This is a genomic window from Streptomyces puniciscabiei, from assembly GCF_006715785.1.
Taxonomy (GTDB): Bacteria; Actinomycetota; Actinomycetes; order Streptomycetales; family Streptomycetaceae; genus Streptomyces; species Streptomyces puniciscabiei.
The window spans coordinates 993340-1009459 of record NZ_VFNX01000002.1 but is presented as its reverse complement, the minus strand read 5'-3'; the positions used below and the strand labels follow the sequence as shown (position 1 = coordinate 1009459).

Below are 16120 nucleotides of genomic sequence, written 5' to 3'. Positions count from 1 at the left end.
CCATGGAACTCCGCACCCTCGGCAGCCAGGGCCTGACCGTCTCCGCCGAAGGACTCGGCTGCATGGGCATGAGCGCCTTCTACGGCAGCACCGACGAGGCCGAGTCCCTCGCCACCATCGACCGCGCCCTGGAACTGGGCGTGACCCTGCTGGACACCGCCGAGAGCTACGGCCCGTTCATCAACGAGCAACTCCTCGGCAAGGCCCTCGCCGGACGCCGCGAGCAGGCCGTCGTCGCCACCAAGACCGGCGTCGAGTTCACCGACGGCGGCACGCTCGTGGGCCACAACGGGCGCCCCGAGTACATCCGTCGTTCGCTGGACCGCTCCCTGCGCCACCTGGCCACCGACCACGTCGACCTCTACTACCTGCACCGGGTCGACCCGCAGGTGCCGATCGAGGAGACCGTCGGCGCCATGGGCGAGCTGGTGGCCGCGGGCAAGGTCCGCTACATCGGCCTGTCCGAGGTCGCCCCGCAGACCATCCGCCGCGCCCACTCCGTCCACCCGATCACGGCGGTCCAGACCGAGTACTCGCTCTTCGAGCGCGGCATCGAGGACGACGGAGTCATGGCCACCCTGAACGAGCTCGGGATCGGCCTGGTCGCCTACTCGCCGCTCGGACGCGGGTTCCTGTCCGGTGCGATCACCAGCCCGGACGACTTCGCCGCGGACGACTTCCGCCGCACCGACCCGCGCTTCCAGGGCGAGAACTTCGCCCGCAACCTGGCCGTGGTCGACGAGGTGCGCCGTATCGCCGCCGCCAAGCAGGTCTCGCCGTCCCAGCTGGCTCTCGCCTGGGTGCTCCACCAGGGCGCCGTCGCCATCCCCGGCACCAAGCGTCGCCGCTACCTGGAGGAGAACGTCGCAGCCGTCACCGTGACGATCACCGATGAGGACGTGGCCGCCATCGAAGCCGTCGCCCCGCGCGGCATCGTCTCCGGCGACCGCTACGCCCCCGCGCTGATGCAGACCCTCAACGGCTGAACCCGGGGGCCTGCCGCGAAAGGCGGCCAGGACAAGTCCCCACCATGCGGCGCCCCAGCGGCTCGCTCCCCGCCGCCGCACCGCTCCCCGCGCAAGGAACGGCGATCACGACGGCACAGCAGCCCATCGGCTCCGGCTTCGGGGCCCACAGCACCGCGGCCGAGGTCCTGGCCGGCCTCGACCTCACCGGACGGCTCGCCGTCGTGACCGGCGGCAGCTCCGGACTGGGGCAGGAGACCACACGCGCCCTGCGGGGCGCCGGCGCGACTGTCGTCGTCGCCGTCCGCCGCCTGGGGGGACCGCCGGGGGCAACCGCCCGGTGAGCGTGGACCGGTGTCGTGGACCGGTCAGTTGGTTGCAGGTGTCGAGCACGCATGCTCGCTGGGTCCCCGATCAACTGCAGGTGCTTGTTGGACGCGGCGCAGAACAGCTCCAGCACGCCGGTCAGGCGGCGCTGGGAAGCGCAGCCACCGAAGACACCCGGCACCGACCGCCCGAGCAGGGCGGCGAGTTCGTCTGCGGCGTCCCAGCTACCTGCGGCTACGGGCAGGCCGGCCGTGGGGGTCACCGGCACCCGCCTGTCTGGGCAGGGCGACCGCACAGGTATGGGACTGGCAGCAGTCGAGGCTGACCCGGCGGGCTGCATAGTCCTCCGTCAGTTCAGGAGATGGCCCAGGCGTCCCTGGCCAGCTTGGTGTAGCCGTCGTCCATGGTGCCGGAGGACAGGAAGACCGGCCGGGTGAGCAGGCGATCGCCGGCCCGCTGCAGGCACAGCGCTACGCCAAGACTCAGTGAGCCGAGCTCCCCTCCGGGCAGGTAGAGGAGCTCGCGACCGGGTTCTCGGCGCTCAGCATGTGCTCCACCCACCGCTCCAGGACCGCATTCGCGAACGGATCCGGCGTCCTCGGAGGTTTGCTTGGCGAACTCACCTGATCGGGCCTGCAGCTCTCACGGCGGAGTACGGAGGCCGCCAGGCGCAGGCCGGCCGCAGCAGTGTGCTCTCCGGAAGGGGATCAGAGACAGTAGAGTTTTCCTAACCCGGCAGTGCTGCGACTACAAGGCCAAGTTCCCTCGCGCGATAGGTACGGACGAGAATGAAGGTCCTCTTCAAGGGGCTGAGCGGACATCCGAAAGCGGTGACTCTCGGAGCAGGGACTCTCAGGGAGAACCGTGAATACAGCGTCCTGGAAGTATTCTCCAGGGCCGACGGTGAGAACCTCCTCCGGATCGAATCAATCCGAGACGAGCTGCCCGGCCTTTTCCACTCGCGCCTCTTCGTCGTGACCGACGGTCGGATTCCCTCGAACTGGTCGGCATCGATCGGTGCCGAGGGGGGAGTGACGTTCGGGCCCACGGCGTGGGAGCAGCCAGGATTCTGGGACGCTCTCATGGACGGGGAGCCATGGGCGACGGCCCTGTATGCCGAGGAGAGAGAAAAGTCCCTCGCCTGAGGACTGTGCGAGATTGACAGGGGAAAGCCCCGCCTCATTGAGGCGGGGCTTTCGCTGTGAACTGAGACGGTGAACATGGGGTGGGGACGTAGAGCAGGACGCCGATGTGGCTGCTTGACCGCCGACGTGCCCGGGCGCCTGCGTCCTCGGCCGACCGGAGGCAAGACGTCATCTCATTTGGCTGACTGGGTGGACCGCTGGTCGTGAGGGGGATCGTTCGCCTGGTCCTGGATGAACTCGGCTCCCGCGGCGAGCCCGACTCGGAAGCGAACCTGCACGACAGCAGGCCCTGCAGCGACCAGTCCACACAGTGCGACCTCCGCCGAGACGACGTACGAGGCTCCCCAGAACACCAGCGCAGGAGCCGACCCCCGCTGCCTACCCACCACCTTCGTCCTGGCCGTCCTCGAAGACGAACAGTGGCTTGGTGCCGTGTGCGGGTGCTTCGGCGAGCGGGACGGCTTCAGTGAAGCGTTCGAGCGGGAACGGCCGGCCTTGGGGGATGCTCAGCACCTCATCGGTGACGAGGCTGCGCACCCGGGACAGCGCGTGCAGCGCGTCCTCGGGTGAGACGGTGCCGAACCAGCGGTTCAGCCAGAAGCCACGAACTGCTTTGGTCTCGTAGATGACCGAGCGTGCCTGGAGCGGGATGGTCAGTGCCGCCGGATCGGTCTGCCGGTGGGTGGAGAGTGCGCCGTAGACCACGACCTGCCCTCCCGGTGCCAGGGCCTGGGACACTTGGGCGCCGATGGGGCCCGCGACACAGTCGATGGCCTTGCGCACGCCTGCCGGTCCCGCTGTCTCGGCGACACGCTGCACCAGGTCTTCGTCCTCGGTGCAGATGACCTCATCCCCACCGAGCGCTGTGATCTCCTCGACGGCGGTGCGTCGCCGCACGACATTGATCGTGCGAATCCCCAGGTGCCGGGACAGCTGGATGACGAGCCGGCCTACGGTGGAGCCCGCGGCCGTCTGCAACAGCCATTCGTCAGGCTGTACATCGAGTTCCTGCGTCACGAGGAGCAGGGCGGTCAACGGGTTGACGGCGAGTTGGCAGGCGCTGGAGTCGCTCAGACGGTCGGGGACCGACAGCAGCCTGTGTGTGTCGGCCACGAGGTATTCCTGCCAGGTGCCGGCCATAGGGGGCCCGGGTACAGCCGGGACCGCAGCGACCACCACGCGCTCACCGACCGTCAGCCCCTGGGTTTCCGGGCCCAGGGCCGCGATACGGCCCACGCACTCCATGTTGCCTCCGACAGCGGGAAACTCCGGGGAGAAGCCGTAGCGGCCGCGCAGCACGTGCAGATCACTCGCGTGAACCGGGGTCGCCTTCACCCGGATCAACGCCTGCCCGGCTTCCGGCCTGGGAACGGGCCGGGATTCCAGCTGCAGGACATCGGTGGGTTCGCCGGCCTCTACGGCTACGAGGGCGCGCATGGATCGAGACATGAGTGGCCTTTCGTCTCTCAGCCCGTGAGGAACCCGGCGGGCGCTCCGGTCAGCTTGATGCTGGGGCCGGCGCCCTCGCCGCTGGTGCGGGTCGCCGGAGGACGAGGACATGTGGCGCCATTCATCTCGATCTGCGAGCCGTTGTCGCCGAGCACGGCTGCGTGCGCGGCCGGACGTCGCTGTCGGGTGAAGAATCCGGCGGCGGTTATGCCCCCGACGAGCCAGAACGGCTCATTCCCCAACAAGCGATGAGCAGCCGGGCGAGCTGCTCCTTTTGCTCAGTGGTGAGTGAGTTCTCGGGGCAGGCGACGGGATGCAGGTCACGGTACCTCGCCGACTCCGGACATCTATGTCGACCGGCCGACAAGTGGCCGTCGTCTTCGCCCTCAAGACTTGTGGTGGATCTGCCCTCGTAAAGGATCAGTGGACTCTCTGGGTCCATCGTTGCTCCGTACAGGGCCTGCTGCAACCGCGCAAGTGGCCGGTGACGTGGATGTGGCCCTGCAGCGGGATCCCCTTCCGCGGAGGGGATTTCGGCTGCTTGTGGAGCTTCTTCTGGTTCCCTCTCGCGATCACGTGCTCGCGCTGGGTGTGCATGGCGTCGCTGGTCACGACCAAGCCCACCAGATCGGAGAGGGTCTCCAGCAGAGGCCGGAAACAGGTGATCTCGTTGGTCTTCTCACCAACGTCGAGTTGGGTCAGGACCAGGTCCGAGAAGGCGTCGCAGGCGGCGAGTGGAGGAATCTTGCGGCCCGTGGCCCTGGCCGCTCCGCGCAGGGTCTTGCCGTCGACCGCCGCTGCGTGCAGCCGGCGGTCGGCCCCGGCGCGCCGGTCCGCCAGCCGCGGTGGCCCACCGCCCGTCCACGCGTCGCCGTCGACGTGGCCCAGCAGCCGTCGGGCCGTACGGCGAGACGCTCCAGGATGGACGGCGGGGCGTCGTTGATCCACTCACCCAGCGCCAGCAGGGAGGTTGCTCCGGCCGGAACCGCTTCATTCGCCCGCGGTGTCCTCGGCCTCCCAGCGCAGCAGGTCGCCCGGCTGGCACTCGAGCACCTCGCAGAGGGCGGCGAGCGTCGTGAAGCGCACCGCCTTGGCGCGGCCGTTCTTGAGTACTGCCAGGTTGGCGGGCGTGATCCCCACGCGGTCCGCGAGTTCGCCCACGGACATCTTCCGCCTGGCCAGCATCACGTCGATGTCGACGGCGATCGGCATCAGATCACCTCGTCCAACTCGGCCTGCAGCTGCGCCGCTTCGACGTCGCGTGCGACGGCCTGGGCGAGCAGCATCCGCAGCACGAGCACGATGAGCGCGACTCCCAGGATGGCCACGCCGATCCCGCCCATGATGAGGGTGACGCCCGGGTCGTCCCGCTGGCCGGGCGCGTTCAGGGCAGTGACCGCGAACCACATGAGGGCAGCCGCCACGATCGCGCCGATGATGACGTCGACGTACCGGAAGGCGGCGTGGGAGAACACGGTTCCGCGTCGCACCATCGTCACCAGCCGCCATACACAGACCAGGGCGACCTGGGCCGTGCCGATGCCCAGGATGGTGATCACGCGCAGCGGGGTCAGCGGGAGTGACCCGTCCTCCGGGTCTCTCCCGCTGACCAACGCCCACACCATCAATGCCTGTACGAACACGGTGCCGGTGAGCACCACCGTGAGCACGGCGCGCAGCGCGTGCACTGTCAGCTTTCCCATGACCCACCCTTCCATCGAGCTACGATGGAAACCTATCGATTCTCGATAGGTGAAGCAAGGCTGGGAGGGAGGGCGGGCGGCGGTGGTCAGAGTCTCGCCGAAGAAATTCGGTGCGCCGAGGAGGTGGGTTGCCCTGCCGCGGCGCATCCGCACAGGGGTGACCCCCGGCCGGGAGGTGGGTGGGCAGTCTTCGTGCCCCGCCCCGGCATGCCATGAGCGAAGGGGATGTTGATCTCTGCCTCGGGCAGGCGCCAGAAGCCCCGGTCGGTGCGCATGAGACGGAGGTCGTCGGCCGGGGAGAACATCGCTCCGGTGGCGAACGTGTCCTGCAGTGCGGCTTCGGTGATCAGCGGGAGGGGTGTTGCGCGCAGCGAGCCATTCGAGATCGAGACCGTTGGAGCAGAACCTCCCGGTCGCGGCGGTCACCAGGGCGCGGGGGCCTTCCGGCTTCTCCGCCTTCGATGCCCGGCTTCGCCGTCACCGAGATGGGGAAGCGGACGGGATCCGCTTGTCTTGGCGGCGTTCTGGCGGAACCTCTCCGCCCCGCCAGACCTGGCATCGAACAGAACGGTCATTTCCGCCACCTCCCCGACCCGTCGGCCGTAACGCGCCTCGTGACTCCGTCTCCCTTGAACTTCTCTTGGCCGCGAGGCTCGAAGGCTCAGGAAGGGTCCTCCGCAACCGGCCTTGAGCCGGAGTCGAGTCGACGGCGGCCCTCGAGGGGGTGGCCCGTGGGGTGCGGTCGGTGGAGAGGGTGGGCGCCGTAGCGTTCGATGGCCAGGAGCGCGGCGTCGTCCCCGGGTTCGTGGCCGATGTGGTTCAGCAGGTCGCGGTGGATGTGGCGGAGCAGGGCCTCGGGTCCGGACGTGGGCGCGGAGGCGGCGCGCTCGGGGAGGGGGTAGAAGTCTCCTTGGGGCGAGCGGGCTTCGGTGACGCCGTCGGTGTAGAGCAGCAGCGTGTCGCCGTCCTCGAAGGTGAAGGGGTCGGCGCGGTGACAGGGGGCAGGCAGCTCGCACATACCCAAGGGGGGTACGGGGCGTCGTGGGTGCAGGACGGTGACCTGGCCGTCGTGCAGCAGCAGGGGCGGGGGGTGACCGCAGTTGACCATCTCGACCTGAGTGCCCTCGTCGGGGACGTCGAGCAGCAGGGCGGTGATGAAGTGCTCGCCCGCGTCGTGCTCGGTGTCGGCGACGTCCTTCAGGTGCCTGCACACACTCGCCTCCAGGCCCGCGGCGAGCTCGGGCAGGGTGTCGTAGCGGTGCGCGCCCTCGCGGAACGCGCCGAGCACCATGGACGCCTCACCGATGGCGGCCAGCCCCTTGCCGCGCACGTCGCCGATGATCACGCGGGTGCCGCGGTCGGAGCGGGCGATCGCGAACAGGTCGCCGCCGATACGCGTCTCGTCCTCGGCTGCCAGGTACAGCCACGCCACCCGCAGTGGCCCGATCCGGCGGCGTGGTGGCCGCAGCAGTACGAGCTGCGCCGTCTCGGCCACCGATCGTGCCCGGGTCAGCTCCCTGCTGCGCCGCTCGCGCACATGGCAGACGAAGACGACCAGGGCGGACAGCAGGGTCAAGCCGGTGATCTGCGAGAGGTGGTTGGGTGTGGTCAGTCCGCCGTGGAACACGGCGATGAGTACCTGGGCCGCCACGGCCAGTGCTCCGACGAGGGCGGTCAGGCGTGGCCCGGCCAGGGACGCGGTCAGGGCAGGCGCGATCACCAGCAAGGGGCCCAGGTGGACGTCCGGCGGGGAATGGATGTCCACCACGGTGATCACGACGATCAGCGCAAGGGGGATTGCCACCAGCCTGCGGCCCAGCTGCTGCTCCGGGAGGCGGTCCACCGGCACACGCCCCGCACCCATACATATCGGTATACACCCGGCTGGAGTCCATGTCCCACAGCGAGATCTTCGCCTGGCGCCTGTGGCGCTGCGTCTTCGACTTCACCTGATACCTACAGCACCGGCATGACCATGGGTACTCCCGCCGGCCCAGCGTCTGGACAACCCCCACCACCCGCCGGTGCCGGCCGAAGACGCTGAGGCACACCCTGTGGCAGTCCGGCGACCACCTGGACCCACGCCGAAGGGGAGGAACGCCTTGACGCGGCCGGGCGAGAACTGCTGCGCCTGCTGGTCCGCGCCGGTGCCGACCCGGCGGTGACCGGGCCGGAGGGGCGACTGCGGCCCTGGCGGGAGGCTGGGCACTTTCGGGCCGTGGCCTCAGGTGAAGACCTGCGGTTCACCGGAAGCTGCTGGGTGTGGGCGAGCTGCCGCTCCACCGGGCGGTCGGGCGTCGGCAGCGAACTTCACGGCCGACGCCCGACCAGCAGGTGCACGACGCACAGGCGTCGGCGAGGCTCGGCCCCCGTGCGGCGGACGAGGACGCCGCACGGCGGTGGCCGGTCTCGATCAGCGTGCTGTGCGTTCCGGAAGACCAGACGTGCCAGAGACAGTGGACGTACCGGTGCCCGTGCCGCGGCAGCCCTTCGGGATCGCCGGGAACGCTGTGACCGTCTCCGGAGCACCCTTGCCGCCCTCGACACGGGTGACCAGCTCAGGTGCCGCGGTGTTCGCACCCGTTATCCGCGCCAGGATGCCGGCGTCGGCGGGCAGCGAGGGGTGGTTCTTGTCCAGCGGCATCAGTACCGGCCGCTCCTTGCCGTCGTCGTAGACCGATGTGAAGGAGACCCGGGGCCCACTGGGGCGGTTGCTCATGTGTGCCAGGGTGCCCGCCCCGATGGACTGCACGCGGGTCGCGGTGCACTTGTCCGCCGGGGGCTCACCGCCCGTGGCGGCTTGCGGGTCGAAGGAGGTGATGATGCCGTCCGCACTCAGGACGACGTAGATCGCCTTTCCGCCCGGGTCGACGATCTCCTCCCCGGCGTAGACGTTTGACAGCCCGCCGTGGCCGTCGTCGACCGCGTGCGTCTGAAGGGTCAGGAAGGCACCGCCCGCAGGCCGCTTCAGTTTCGCCCGCCACTGGTTCTTGCCGGTCTGCTCGACGATCGCGGTGTAGCCGCGGGAGATCGTGAACGTGCCGGGCCCGCGGAACTGGTTCTTGCCCGAGACGGCGATCCAGTCCCCGAAGTGCCCCTGCGGGGTGAGGAACGTGTACTCGCCGTTGTCCTGGAGCGCCACGGTCTCACCCTTGGCGTCGATGACGCTGGTGCCGTAGTAGGTGATGATCCGGCCCCAGTAGTGGGAGGCCGAGACACGGTAGATCTCCACGAATCCGCCACCGGAGGCGAGCTGCTCGGTACGGACCATGGTGCCGCCCGGGTTCTGCCGGGCCACGGCACCCTGGTGCGCGGCGGCGATCGCGGCGGGTGCGGCCATGGCGGCGGGCACGGCGCCCACGACCGGGACGAGTGCGGCGGCCGTGGCGGCGCACAGCAGGCCGAGGCGCCGAGCGGTCGGACGGGTCAAGGACATGATTCCCCCTGGGAATGTGTAACGGTCGGTGGTTCATCCCCTCGCGCGCTGTGCCTTGCGGCGCCGAGCGGGCCATCCGGTCACGATGTCCCTCGGTCGCCGTAACACTGGTGAGGCGCGCGACGTGATCATCCTCACCCGCCAACTTGGGATGGTCTGTGCCGGAATCGTCACTGCCAGGTAACAGGCGGGAGGGCGCTCGACCGCCGGCCGCGGCTTCAGTGGTGTCGGCATGGAGAAGTCGGTACGGGCTGTCCCGCAATCGCATGTTCGCTGCCTGGCATGATCGCCGGGTGACCAGTGAACCCACGCGGCCGGACCGCATGAAGTACGTCCTGTTCGACGTGGACGGCACCTTGATCGACGCGGTGAGCAACCAGCGTCGGGTCTGGGGGACCTGGGCGGAGCGGTACGGGCTGGATGGAGATGAGGTCTACCGGGTCGCTTTGCGGACGCGGCCGATGGAAACGTTCGCCCAGGTCGCCGTGGACCGGGATCCGGCCGAGTGCCTGGCCGCGCTGCATGAGCTGGAGGACGAAGACGTCCGCTCCGGCGTCTATGCGGCTTTCGACGGTGCCTCCGAGCTGCTGCAGGGTTTGCCACCGGAGTGCTGGGCACTGGTGACCTCGAACTACGAGCACCGGGTGCGCGGTCGTTTCCTGCGGACCGGTTTGCCGGTACCGGGGCTGATCGTGGACGCGGCCGCTGTCGAGGAGGGCAAGCCCTCGCCCGTCCCGTATCTGCGAGCCGCTGAGAAGCTGGGAGCCGAGCCGGAAGACTGCCTGGTCATCGAGGACGCCCCGTCCGGGGTACGGTCCGGGCTGCGCGCCGGGATGACGGTGTGGGGGGTGAATGCCGCCGTCGCGGTGGAGGGCGTGCACCGCCACTTTGTCAGTCTGCGCGAGGCAGTCCCTCATATCCTGGCTTTCGCGACCGGGCGTCACGGGAACGTCGCAGCCTGACTGCGTCCGCCGGCACCAGGTGGCACCGGTTTGATCTTCGTGCGGCTGGTGTGATCACGGCGTCCGGTGCTGCTGCTCGCCGTGTACCGGCGCACCAACTTGGCGCTGCGACAGCTTGCCCCTCTTCTCGGCATCGCGAAGCCGGCCGCCGACCGCATCCGGGTCCCGGCCGGGCAGGTCACTGGCGGTCGGGCCGGGTGCGGTGGTGGGAGGGGGGGGAGGGTGGTGCTCCTCGGTGATGTGGTCCAGCGCGATGGCGTCGGGCCGTACGACCGCACGACGCCTGGCGCCCGTGTCTGTCCTGGGATGTGCGGTGACCTGCGGCCCGTTCGGCGTGGCCGGTGCAGGGATGACAGGATGAGTCCCATGAGTAACGTCTACTTCGACATCAGCATCAACGGCGCCCCCGCCGGCCGTATCGTCTTCAACCTCTTCGACGAGGTCGTCCCGAAGACCGCGCGCAACTTCCGTGAGCTGGCCACCGGCCAGCACGGCTACGGTTACGCCGGCTCGGGCTTCCACCGCATCATCCCCCAGTTCATGCTGCAGGGCGGTGATTTCACCAACCACAACGGCACCGGTGGCAGGAGCATCTACGGTGAGAAGTTCGAGGACGAGAACTTCGAGCTGAAGCACGACCGCAAGTACCTGCTGTCGATGGCGAACGCCGGCCGCAACACCAACGGCTCGCAGTTCTTCATCACCACTGTCGTCACCCCCTGGCTCGACGGCAAGCACGTCGTCTTCGGCGAGGTCGTCGAGGGCCAGGAGCTCGTCGACCAGATCGAGGCTCTGGGCTCGCAGTCCGGTGCCCCCAAGGGCAAGGTCGAGATCGCGGCCTCCGGAGTCGTCGACGGCGACTGATCCCGGCCTCTCGGCCTGGCTCGATCCGCCGAGCAGAAGCGTGCGAAGCCGGCGTGAAGGCGGTCTGGAAGCCGACCACCAGTGCCGCTGGACGCCATTCTCTTCACTCGCGTCGGGGTGGGCGCCTGTTCGCCGACTGCGGACCTGGCGCCCCCTGCCGGCTTCCCTCGCTCGTCGGCATGGGGTCCCCGGACGCCGACCATGTGCGAGGACGGAGTAACGCGACCAGCACCCCGAGATCGAGCCGCTTGTCCGTCTCTCCTCGGTGCGGCTCCTGTGCGCTACTCCGGTGCCGCCGCCGGGTCCTCCTCCTCGATGGGCAGGCCCACCGGGCGGCGGCCCGGGGGCTGTTGCGGCTCGGGGAGCACGGGTGCGGGCGGCATCGGGCGGTCCACCGGCGCGTCCGGGGTCAGGGACGTCGGCTGTCCGTGATGCAGCACGACCAGGGGCTCGCCCTCCACCAGGCGATACCGCACCTGGGACGGACCGATGTCCACCTTCAGCCTGCGTCCGCGTACCAGCAGCGTGAAAGCCACCCTGGACAGCGCCTCCGGCAGGCGCGGTGCGAACGCCAACAGGGCCTGCCGCCCATCGTCACCGCCGTACCGGCGCAAGCCTCCGAGACCGGCGACCAGCGCGATCCACGTACCGGCGAGGGAGGCGATGTGGAGCCCGTCCCGGGTGTTGTGCTCCAGATCCTCCAGGTCCATCAGCGCTGCCTCGCCGAGATAGGCGTAGGCCAGGCGCAGATGCCCGGTCTCGGCGGCGAGTACCGCCTGGAAACACGCCGACAGGGAGGAGTCACGGACCGTCAGCGCCTCGTAATAGGCGAAGTTCCGGGCCTTCTGATCCTCGGAGAAGGCATCCGGGCACTCCATCATCGCCAGCACCAGATCGGCCTGCTTCACGACCTGCTTGCGGTACAGGTCGAAGTAGGGGTAATGCAGCAGGAGCGGGTAGTTCTCCGGCGGGGTCGCCTCGAAGTCCCAGCGCTGGAGACTCGTGAAACCGGCCGACTGCTCGTGCACGCCGAGCGTGTCGTTGTACGGCATCGCCATGCGGGCCGCGGCATCCCGCCACGCGGCAGTCTCCTCGTCGTCGACACCGAGTGCCGCGGCGCGCTCCGGATGACGCACGGCGGCGTCCGCGGCCGAGATCAGGTTCTGTCGCGCCATCAGGTTGGTGTACAGGTTGTCGCGGGTGATCGCGCTGTACTCGTCGGGGCCCGTGACCCCGTCGATGTGGAAGACGCCTTCCGCGTCGTGGTGTCCGAGCGAGCGCCACAGCCGGGCCGTTTCCACAAGGAGTTCGAGGCCCTCACCGCGTTCGAAGTCCTCGTCCCCGGTAACCATCACGTACCGGTCGGCGGCCACCGCGATGGCCGCGTTGATGTGGAAGGCGGCCGTCCCGGCCGGCCAGTAGGCCGAACACTCGGCACCGTCGATGGTCCGCCAGGGAAACGCTGCGCCCGCGAGCCCGAGCTGACGCGCGCGCTCCCGCGCCGTCGGCAGCATCCGGTGACGCGCCCGCAGTGCCGATGCGACGGCCTCCGGCGCGGTGAACGTCAGCACCGGGAGCACGTAGGACTCGGTGTCCCAGAAACAGTGACCGTCGTACCCGGTTCCGGTCAGGCCCTTGGCCGGAATCGCCCGGTTCTCGCCCCGGGCCGCCGCCTGGAGCACATGGAAGAGGGCGAAACGCACCGCCTGCTGGATGCGCGCGCTGCCCTCGACCTCGACGTCCGCGCCCGCCCAGAAGCGATCCAGGTACGCCCGCTGTGCCGCCGCCAGACCGTCCCAGCCGGTGCTGACCGCGGCCGCCACCGCCGCGTCCACCTGATCGTGCACGGCCGGCAGCGAACGCTCCCCCGACCAGCCGTAGGCCACGAACTTGACCAGCCGGAGCGGTTGCCCGGGCACCAGGTCCGCGGTCACCGTCAGGCGGCTGACGTCAGCCTCGCACTGCGCCGTCCAGCGGGTGGTCTGCGGCCCTTCGACGAGATGGTCCGCCGCTGCGGCCACCCGCAGCGCGCTGCGGTCGGTGCAGTGCACCAGCCGCAGCCGGGTGTCCTGCGCGAAATACTCCTCGGTCAGCAGCGGTGACTCGATGGCCGCGGCCACGCGCGGATCGCCCTGGAACCGCGGCAGTTGCGCGTTGGCGACGAGCTCGGACTGCACGGCCACCGTGGTCGGTCCGTCGACCGGCTCCACTTCGTAGACCACCGCGGCCACCGAGCGCTGCGTGAAGGACACGAGCCGCCGCGAGGAGATCCGCACCGTACGACCGCCGGGTGAGGTCCATCGTGCGGTGCGGCTGAGGATGCCCGAGCGGAAGTCCAGCACCCGCTCGTGCGCGACCAGTCGGCCGTAGCGCAGATCGTACGGGTGGTCGTCGACCAGCAGACGGAAGATCTTGCCGTCGGTGACGTTGATCATCGTTTGGCCGGACTCGGGATATCCGTAGCCCGCTTCGGCGTAGGGCAGCGGATGCCGTTCGTGGACGCCGTTGAGGTATGCGCCGGGCAGTCCGTGGGGCTCTCCCTCCTCGAGGTTGCCGCGCCACCCGACGTGCCCGTTGGAGAGGGCGAAGACCGATTCGCTCTGCGCGAGCACGTCCAGGTTCAGCTCGGTCTCGCGCAGACACCACGGCTCGACCGTGAAGCTGGGATGGGTGATCACCGTTCCTCCAGGAGCTCCGCCAGGTCACGGACCACCACATCGGCACCATGGGCGCGCAGTTGTTCCGCCTGGCCGACCCGGTCGACGCCCACGACCACGCCGAACCGTCCTGCCCGCCCGGCCTCGACGCCGGCGAGGGCGTCTTCGAACACCGCGGCCTGCCCAGGATCCGTTTCGAGCCCTCGGGCGGCCTCCAGGTAGGTGTCCGGGGCGGGCTTGCCCCGCAGCCGGCGCTCGTGGGCGACCACGCCGTCGATCCGCTCGTCGAACAGGTCCTCGATGCCGGCCGCTCGCAGGACGTCCCGTGTGTTCGCGCTCGACGACACCACCGCGCAGCGCAGGCCCGCCGCCCGCGCCGCGCGCACGAAGCGGACCGAGCCGTCGTAGGGTGCCACGCCCTCCTCGCGGATGCGCCGCAGGACCAGCTCGTTCTTCCGGTTGCCCAGGCCGTTCACCGTCTCCGCGTCCGGCGGGTCGTCCGGCGACCCCTCGGGCAGGTGCACCCCGCGTGCGGCGAGGAACGTACGCACGCCGTCCTCACGGGGACGGCCGTCCACATACTCGTCGTAGTCGCCGGCCGCGTCGAACGGCACGAACCCGGTCCCCTCGCGCGTCGCGCGTTCGCGGAGATAGCCGTCGAACATCTCCTTCCAGGCGGCCGCGTGCACCTTCGCGGTCTGGGTGAGCACCCCGTCGAGATCGAACAGGCAGGCACGGACGTGTGCAGGAAGCCCCAGCATGCCGACGAGGCTAGAAGGCACCTGCGGACGGACGCGCCAGGTCACCCTCCGGCGCGCCGGAAGGCACCCGCTCGGTCGAGGCCCTGTGGGCGCACCCCATGCCGTGGCACGGGGGGTTGATCGCGCCGGCATGCCGACCCGGCCGAACTCGCGCTCATGGACCTGTCGACCCCGGTGTGACTTCCTGCCGGCGAAGGACGCGCATACGCGAAGTGGTCCACGTCTGATCCCGCGGAGGTTGAACTTACTGACAGTGAACCCGTGATCTCGGCAAGGGTGCTCCTGCGGCCGTCGCCGGCATCACGTGGAGGCCGCCGGGGTCGGTGTCAGTGGGCCGGTTCGAGATGGTCGGCGTCTGGGCGCCCGGCGCCCAGGCGGGCGGTGAGGAAGCGGGCGGCGCGGTCGAGTGCGGCGTCCGCCTCCTCGAGGTGGCCGTAGTGGTGCTGGAAGACGTGGGGGAGGCCGGGGCCGATTTCGAGCGTGACCTCGACGCCGTCGGCGCCCGCGCGGCCGGCCAGCCGGACCGCGTCGTCGAGGAGCACCTCGTTCGCCCCGACCTGCACGAGCAGTGGGGGCAGTCCGGTGAGGTCGGCGAACACCGGACTGGCCAGGGGATGCGCCCTGTCGCCTGCGCCGACGTAGAGATCGGCGTACGCGCGCACGTCGGCCTCTGTGAAAATGGGGTCGGCGCTCTCCTTGGAACGGATGCTTCCTCCAGCGAGGGTGAGGTCGGCCCAGGGGGAGAAGACGACCACGGCGGCTGGTTGCGGCAGCCCGGCCTCCCGGGCGGCGAGCAGCGTGGCGATGCTCAATCCGCCACCGGCGGAGTCACCGGCCATGACGAGGTCCCGTGGGTCGGTGCCCGACGCCAGCAGTTCGCGGTAGGCCGCGAGCCCGTCGTCGACAGCCGCGGGGAATGGGTGCTCGGGTGCCAGCCGGTAATCCACCGACGTCGCGCGCAGCCCGGCGCGGCGGGCCAGTTCACCGACCAGCCCTGCGTGGGTGTCCGGTGAGCCGATGACGTAGCCGCCACCGTGCAGGTAGAGCAGTCGGCCCCGGCCGGAGGCTTCGGCCGGCTCCAGCTCCAGTGTCGGCCGCCCGCCCAGGACGGTCCTGCGGGTGACCATGCCCTCCGGCGCTGGACGGGTGACAGCCGCGGCGAAACCGCTGCGCTGCTCCTCGGGAGTGGGCCGCCTCTCGCTACGAGGGGCGGAACGGAGTATGGCGTCCAGGGCGTCGCGCTGCTGTCGGGACATGCGGGGCCTCCATGGGGCGGGGTGCGAGGATGGATTCCTGGGAATCCACCTGCCCGACCCAACCGGATTCCAAGGAAGATGATTCCCGGGAATCTACTGGAGCTAATGTGAGTCACATCACCCCGATCTTCACCGATCTGGTCCGCGTCGAGACCCGGCTCTACAACGCGGTGAGCGCCCGGTTGCGCGCCGAACAGGGGCTGGGACTGGGACAGTTCGAGCTTTTGGAGATCATCGACCGCGTGCCGGGGTGCCGCGTGCTCGACATCGTCGGCGAACTGGGGATCACCGTGGGGGCCGTCAGCAAGGCGGTCGACCGGCTGGTGGCTGCGGGCTGGTGCCTGCGGGTCGCGCACCCACACGACCGACGCTCGTCCGTCCTCCGCCTCACGTCCGCGGGGGAGAAGAAGTTGTCCGCTTCCCGCCCCATTGTCGAAAGCGAGCTCATCTCACTGACCGCGGCGGTTCCCCCCGACGGCCTGGCCCGCATCGCCTCAACCCTGGCCGCTCTTCGCGCAACCCTCGAGGCGGGCCCCACGGCCGGCCCGGACGAGGGGACATGACCCGCGAATGGCATCCGACTGTCCAGAGTTGG

At 69.7% G+C, this 16120-nt stretch carries 15 protein-coding genes and 3 pseudogenes; 7 read left to right on the top strand and 11 right to left on the bottom strand.

What is annotated here, in order from left to right; genetic code table 11:
* Window positions 1-2 precede the first annotated feature (2 nt).
* On the top strand, window positions 3-986 hold the full coding sequence (locus FB563_RS35580; RefSeq protein WP_055708337.1) for an aldo/keto reductase: 984 nt from the start codon (window positions 3-5) through the stop codon (window positions 984-986).
* Between the two features lie 104 nt (window positions 987-1090).
* Window positions 1091-1276 (top strand): annotated as a pseudogene (locus FB563_RS35575) (oxidoreductase); the annotation flags it as partial.
* Window positions 1277-1646: 370 nt separating this feature from the next.
* Here FB563_RS35575 and FB563_RS35570 read toward each other — a convergent pair.
* Entirely contained in the window at window positions 1647-1853 is a 207-nt protein-coding gene (locus FB563_RS35570) for a hypothetical protein (RefSeq protein ID WP_055708335.1), read from the bottom strand.
* A gap of 227 nt (window positions 1854-2080) precedes the next feature.
* On the opposite strand from FB563_RS35570, the gene FB563_RS35565 reads away from it, so the two are divergent.
* Window positions 2081-2437 carry a hypothetical protein gene (locus FB563_RS35565; RefSeq protein ID WP_055708334.1) on the top strand — a complete coding sequence of 119 codons (357 nt, stop codon included), beginning with the start codon at window positions 2081-2083 and terminating at the stop codon, window positions 2435-2437.
* 378 nt (window positions 2438-2815) lie between these two features.
* On the opposite strand, the gene FB563_RS35560 is transcribed toward FB563_RS35565, so the two are convergent.
* The 7 genes and pseudogenes from FB563_RS35560 to FB563_RS35530 form a co-directional block, all read right to left on the bottom strand.
* A complete protein-coding gene (locus FB563_RS35560; protein WP_055708333.1) occupies window positions 2816-3874 on the bottom strand; it encodes a zinc-dependent alcohol dehydrogenase family protein in 1059 nt (352 codons plus the stop codon).
* A gap of 432 nt (window positions 3875-4306) precedes the next feature.
* The gene (locus FB563_RS45650) at window positions 4307-4834 is read right to left on the bottom strand and encodes a hypothetical protein (RefSeq protein WP_063797114.1); all 528 of its coding nucleotides are present in this window, start codon (window positions 4832-4834) and stop codon (window positions 4307-4309) included.
* A 42-nt stretch (window positions 4835-4876) separates the two neighbouring features.
* Window positions 4877-5098 carry a helix-turn-helix domain-containing protein gene (locus FB563_RS35550; RefSeq protein ID WP_055708331.1) on the bottom strand — a complete coding sequence of 74 codons (222 nt, stop codon included), beginning with the start codon at window positions 5096-5098 and terminating at the stop codon, window positions 4877-4879.
* Window positions 5098-5589, bottom strand: a complete 492-nt coding sequence (locus tag FB563_RS35545; protein WP_055708330.1) for a DUF2975 domain-containing protein — start codon at window positions 5587-5589, stop codon at window positions 5098-5100. Before FB563_RS35545 ends, FB563_RS35550 begins: the two co-directional genes overlap by 1 nt.
* A gap of 206 nt (window positions 5590-5795) precedes the next feature.
* Window positions 5796-6048, bottom strand: a pseudogene (locus FB563_RS44585) (enoyl-CoA hydratase/isomerase family protein); the annotation flags it as partial.
* A gap of 202 nt (window positions 6049-6250) precedes the next feature.
* Window positions 6251-7453 (bottom strand): PP2C family protein-serine/threonine phosphatase, encoded by a 1203-nt coding sequence (locus FB563_RS35535; RefSeq protein ID WP_055708329.1) that lies wholly within the window; start codon window positions 7451-7453, stop codon window positions 6251-6253.
* Between the two features lie 549 nt (window positions 7454-8002).
* Window positions 8003-9025 (bottom strand): hypothetical protein, encoded by a 1023-nt coding sequence (locus tag FB563_RS35530; RefSeq protein ID WP_055708328.1) that lies wholly within the window; start codon window positions 9023-9025, stop codon window positions 8003-8005.
* A gap of 323 nt (window positions 9026-9348) precedes the next feature.
* Here FB563_RS35530 and FB563_RS35525 point away from each other — a divergent pair, with 323 nt between their 5' ends.
* The 3 genes and pseudogenes from FB563_RS35525 (at window position 9349) to FB563_RS35515 (ending at window position 10851) form a co-directional block, all read left to right on the top strand.
* Complete coding sequence (locus FB563_RS35525) at window positions 9349-9987, top strand: HAD family hydrolase (RefSeq protein WP_055708354.1); 639 nt, start codon at window positions 9349-9351, stop codon at window positions 9985-9987.
* Window positions 9988-10056: 69 nt separating this feature from the next.
* Window positions 10057-10146: pseudogene (locus FB563_RS35520) on the top strand (IS5/IS1182 family transposase); the annotation flags it as partial.
* Window positions 10147-10353: 207 nt separating this feature from the next.
* On the top strand, window positions 10354-10851 hold the full coding sequence (locus FB563_RS35515) for a peptidylprolyl isomerase (protein WP_142219170.1): 498 nt from the start codon (window positions 10354-10356) through the stop codon (window positions 10849-10851).
* A gap of 281 nt (window positions 10852-11132) precedes the next feature.
* On the opposite strand, the gene FB563_RS35510 is transcribed toward FB563_RS35515, so the two are convergent.
* The 3 genes from FB563_RS35510 to FB563_RS35500 form a co-directional block, all read right to left on the bottom strand.
* Window positions 11133-13529, bottom strand: a complete 2397-nt coding sequence (locus FB563_RS35510; RefSeq protein WP_055704748.1) for a glycoside hydrolase family 65 protein — start codon at window positions 13527-13529, stop codon at window positions 11133-11135.
* Window positions 13526-14269, bottom strand: a complete 744-nt coding sequence (locus FB563_RS35505) for a beta-phosphoglucomutase family hydrolase (RefSeq protein ID WP_055704747.1) — start codon at window positions 14267-14269, stop codon at window positions 13526-13528. The genes FB563_RS35510 and FB563_RS35505 overlap by 4 nt, the downstream gene beginning before the upstream one ends.
* Window positions 14270-14595: 326 nt before the next feature.
* Window positions 14596-15525: an alpha/beta hydrolase gene (locus FB563_RS35500; RefSeq protein WP_055704746.1), complete on the bottom strand. Its 930-nt coding sequence runs from the start codon at window positions 15523-15525 to the stop codon at window positions 14596-14598.
* Window positions 15526-15632: 107 nt separating this feature from the next.
* On the opposite strand from FB563_RS35500, the gene FB563_RS35495 reads away from it, so the two are divergent.
* Window positions 15633-16088 carry a MarR family winged helix-turn-helix transcriptional regulator gene (locus tag FB563_RS35495; protein ID WP_055704745.1) on the top strand — a complete coding sequence of 152 codons (456 nt, stop codon included), beginning with the start codon at window positions 15633-15635 and terminating at the stop codon, window positions 16086-16088.
* The last annotated feature ends 32 nt before the right edge of the window (window positions 16089-16120 follow it).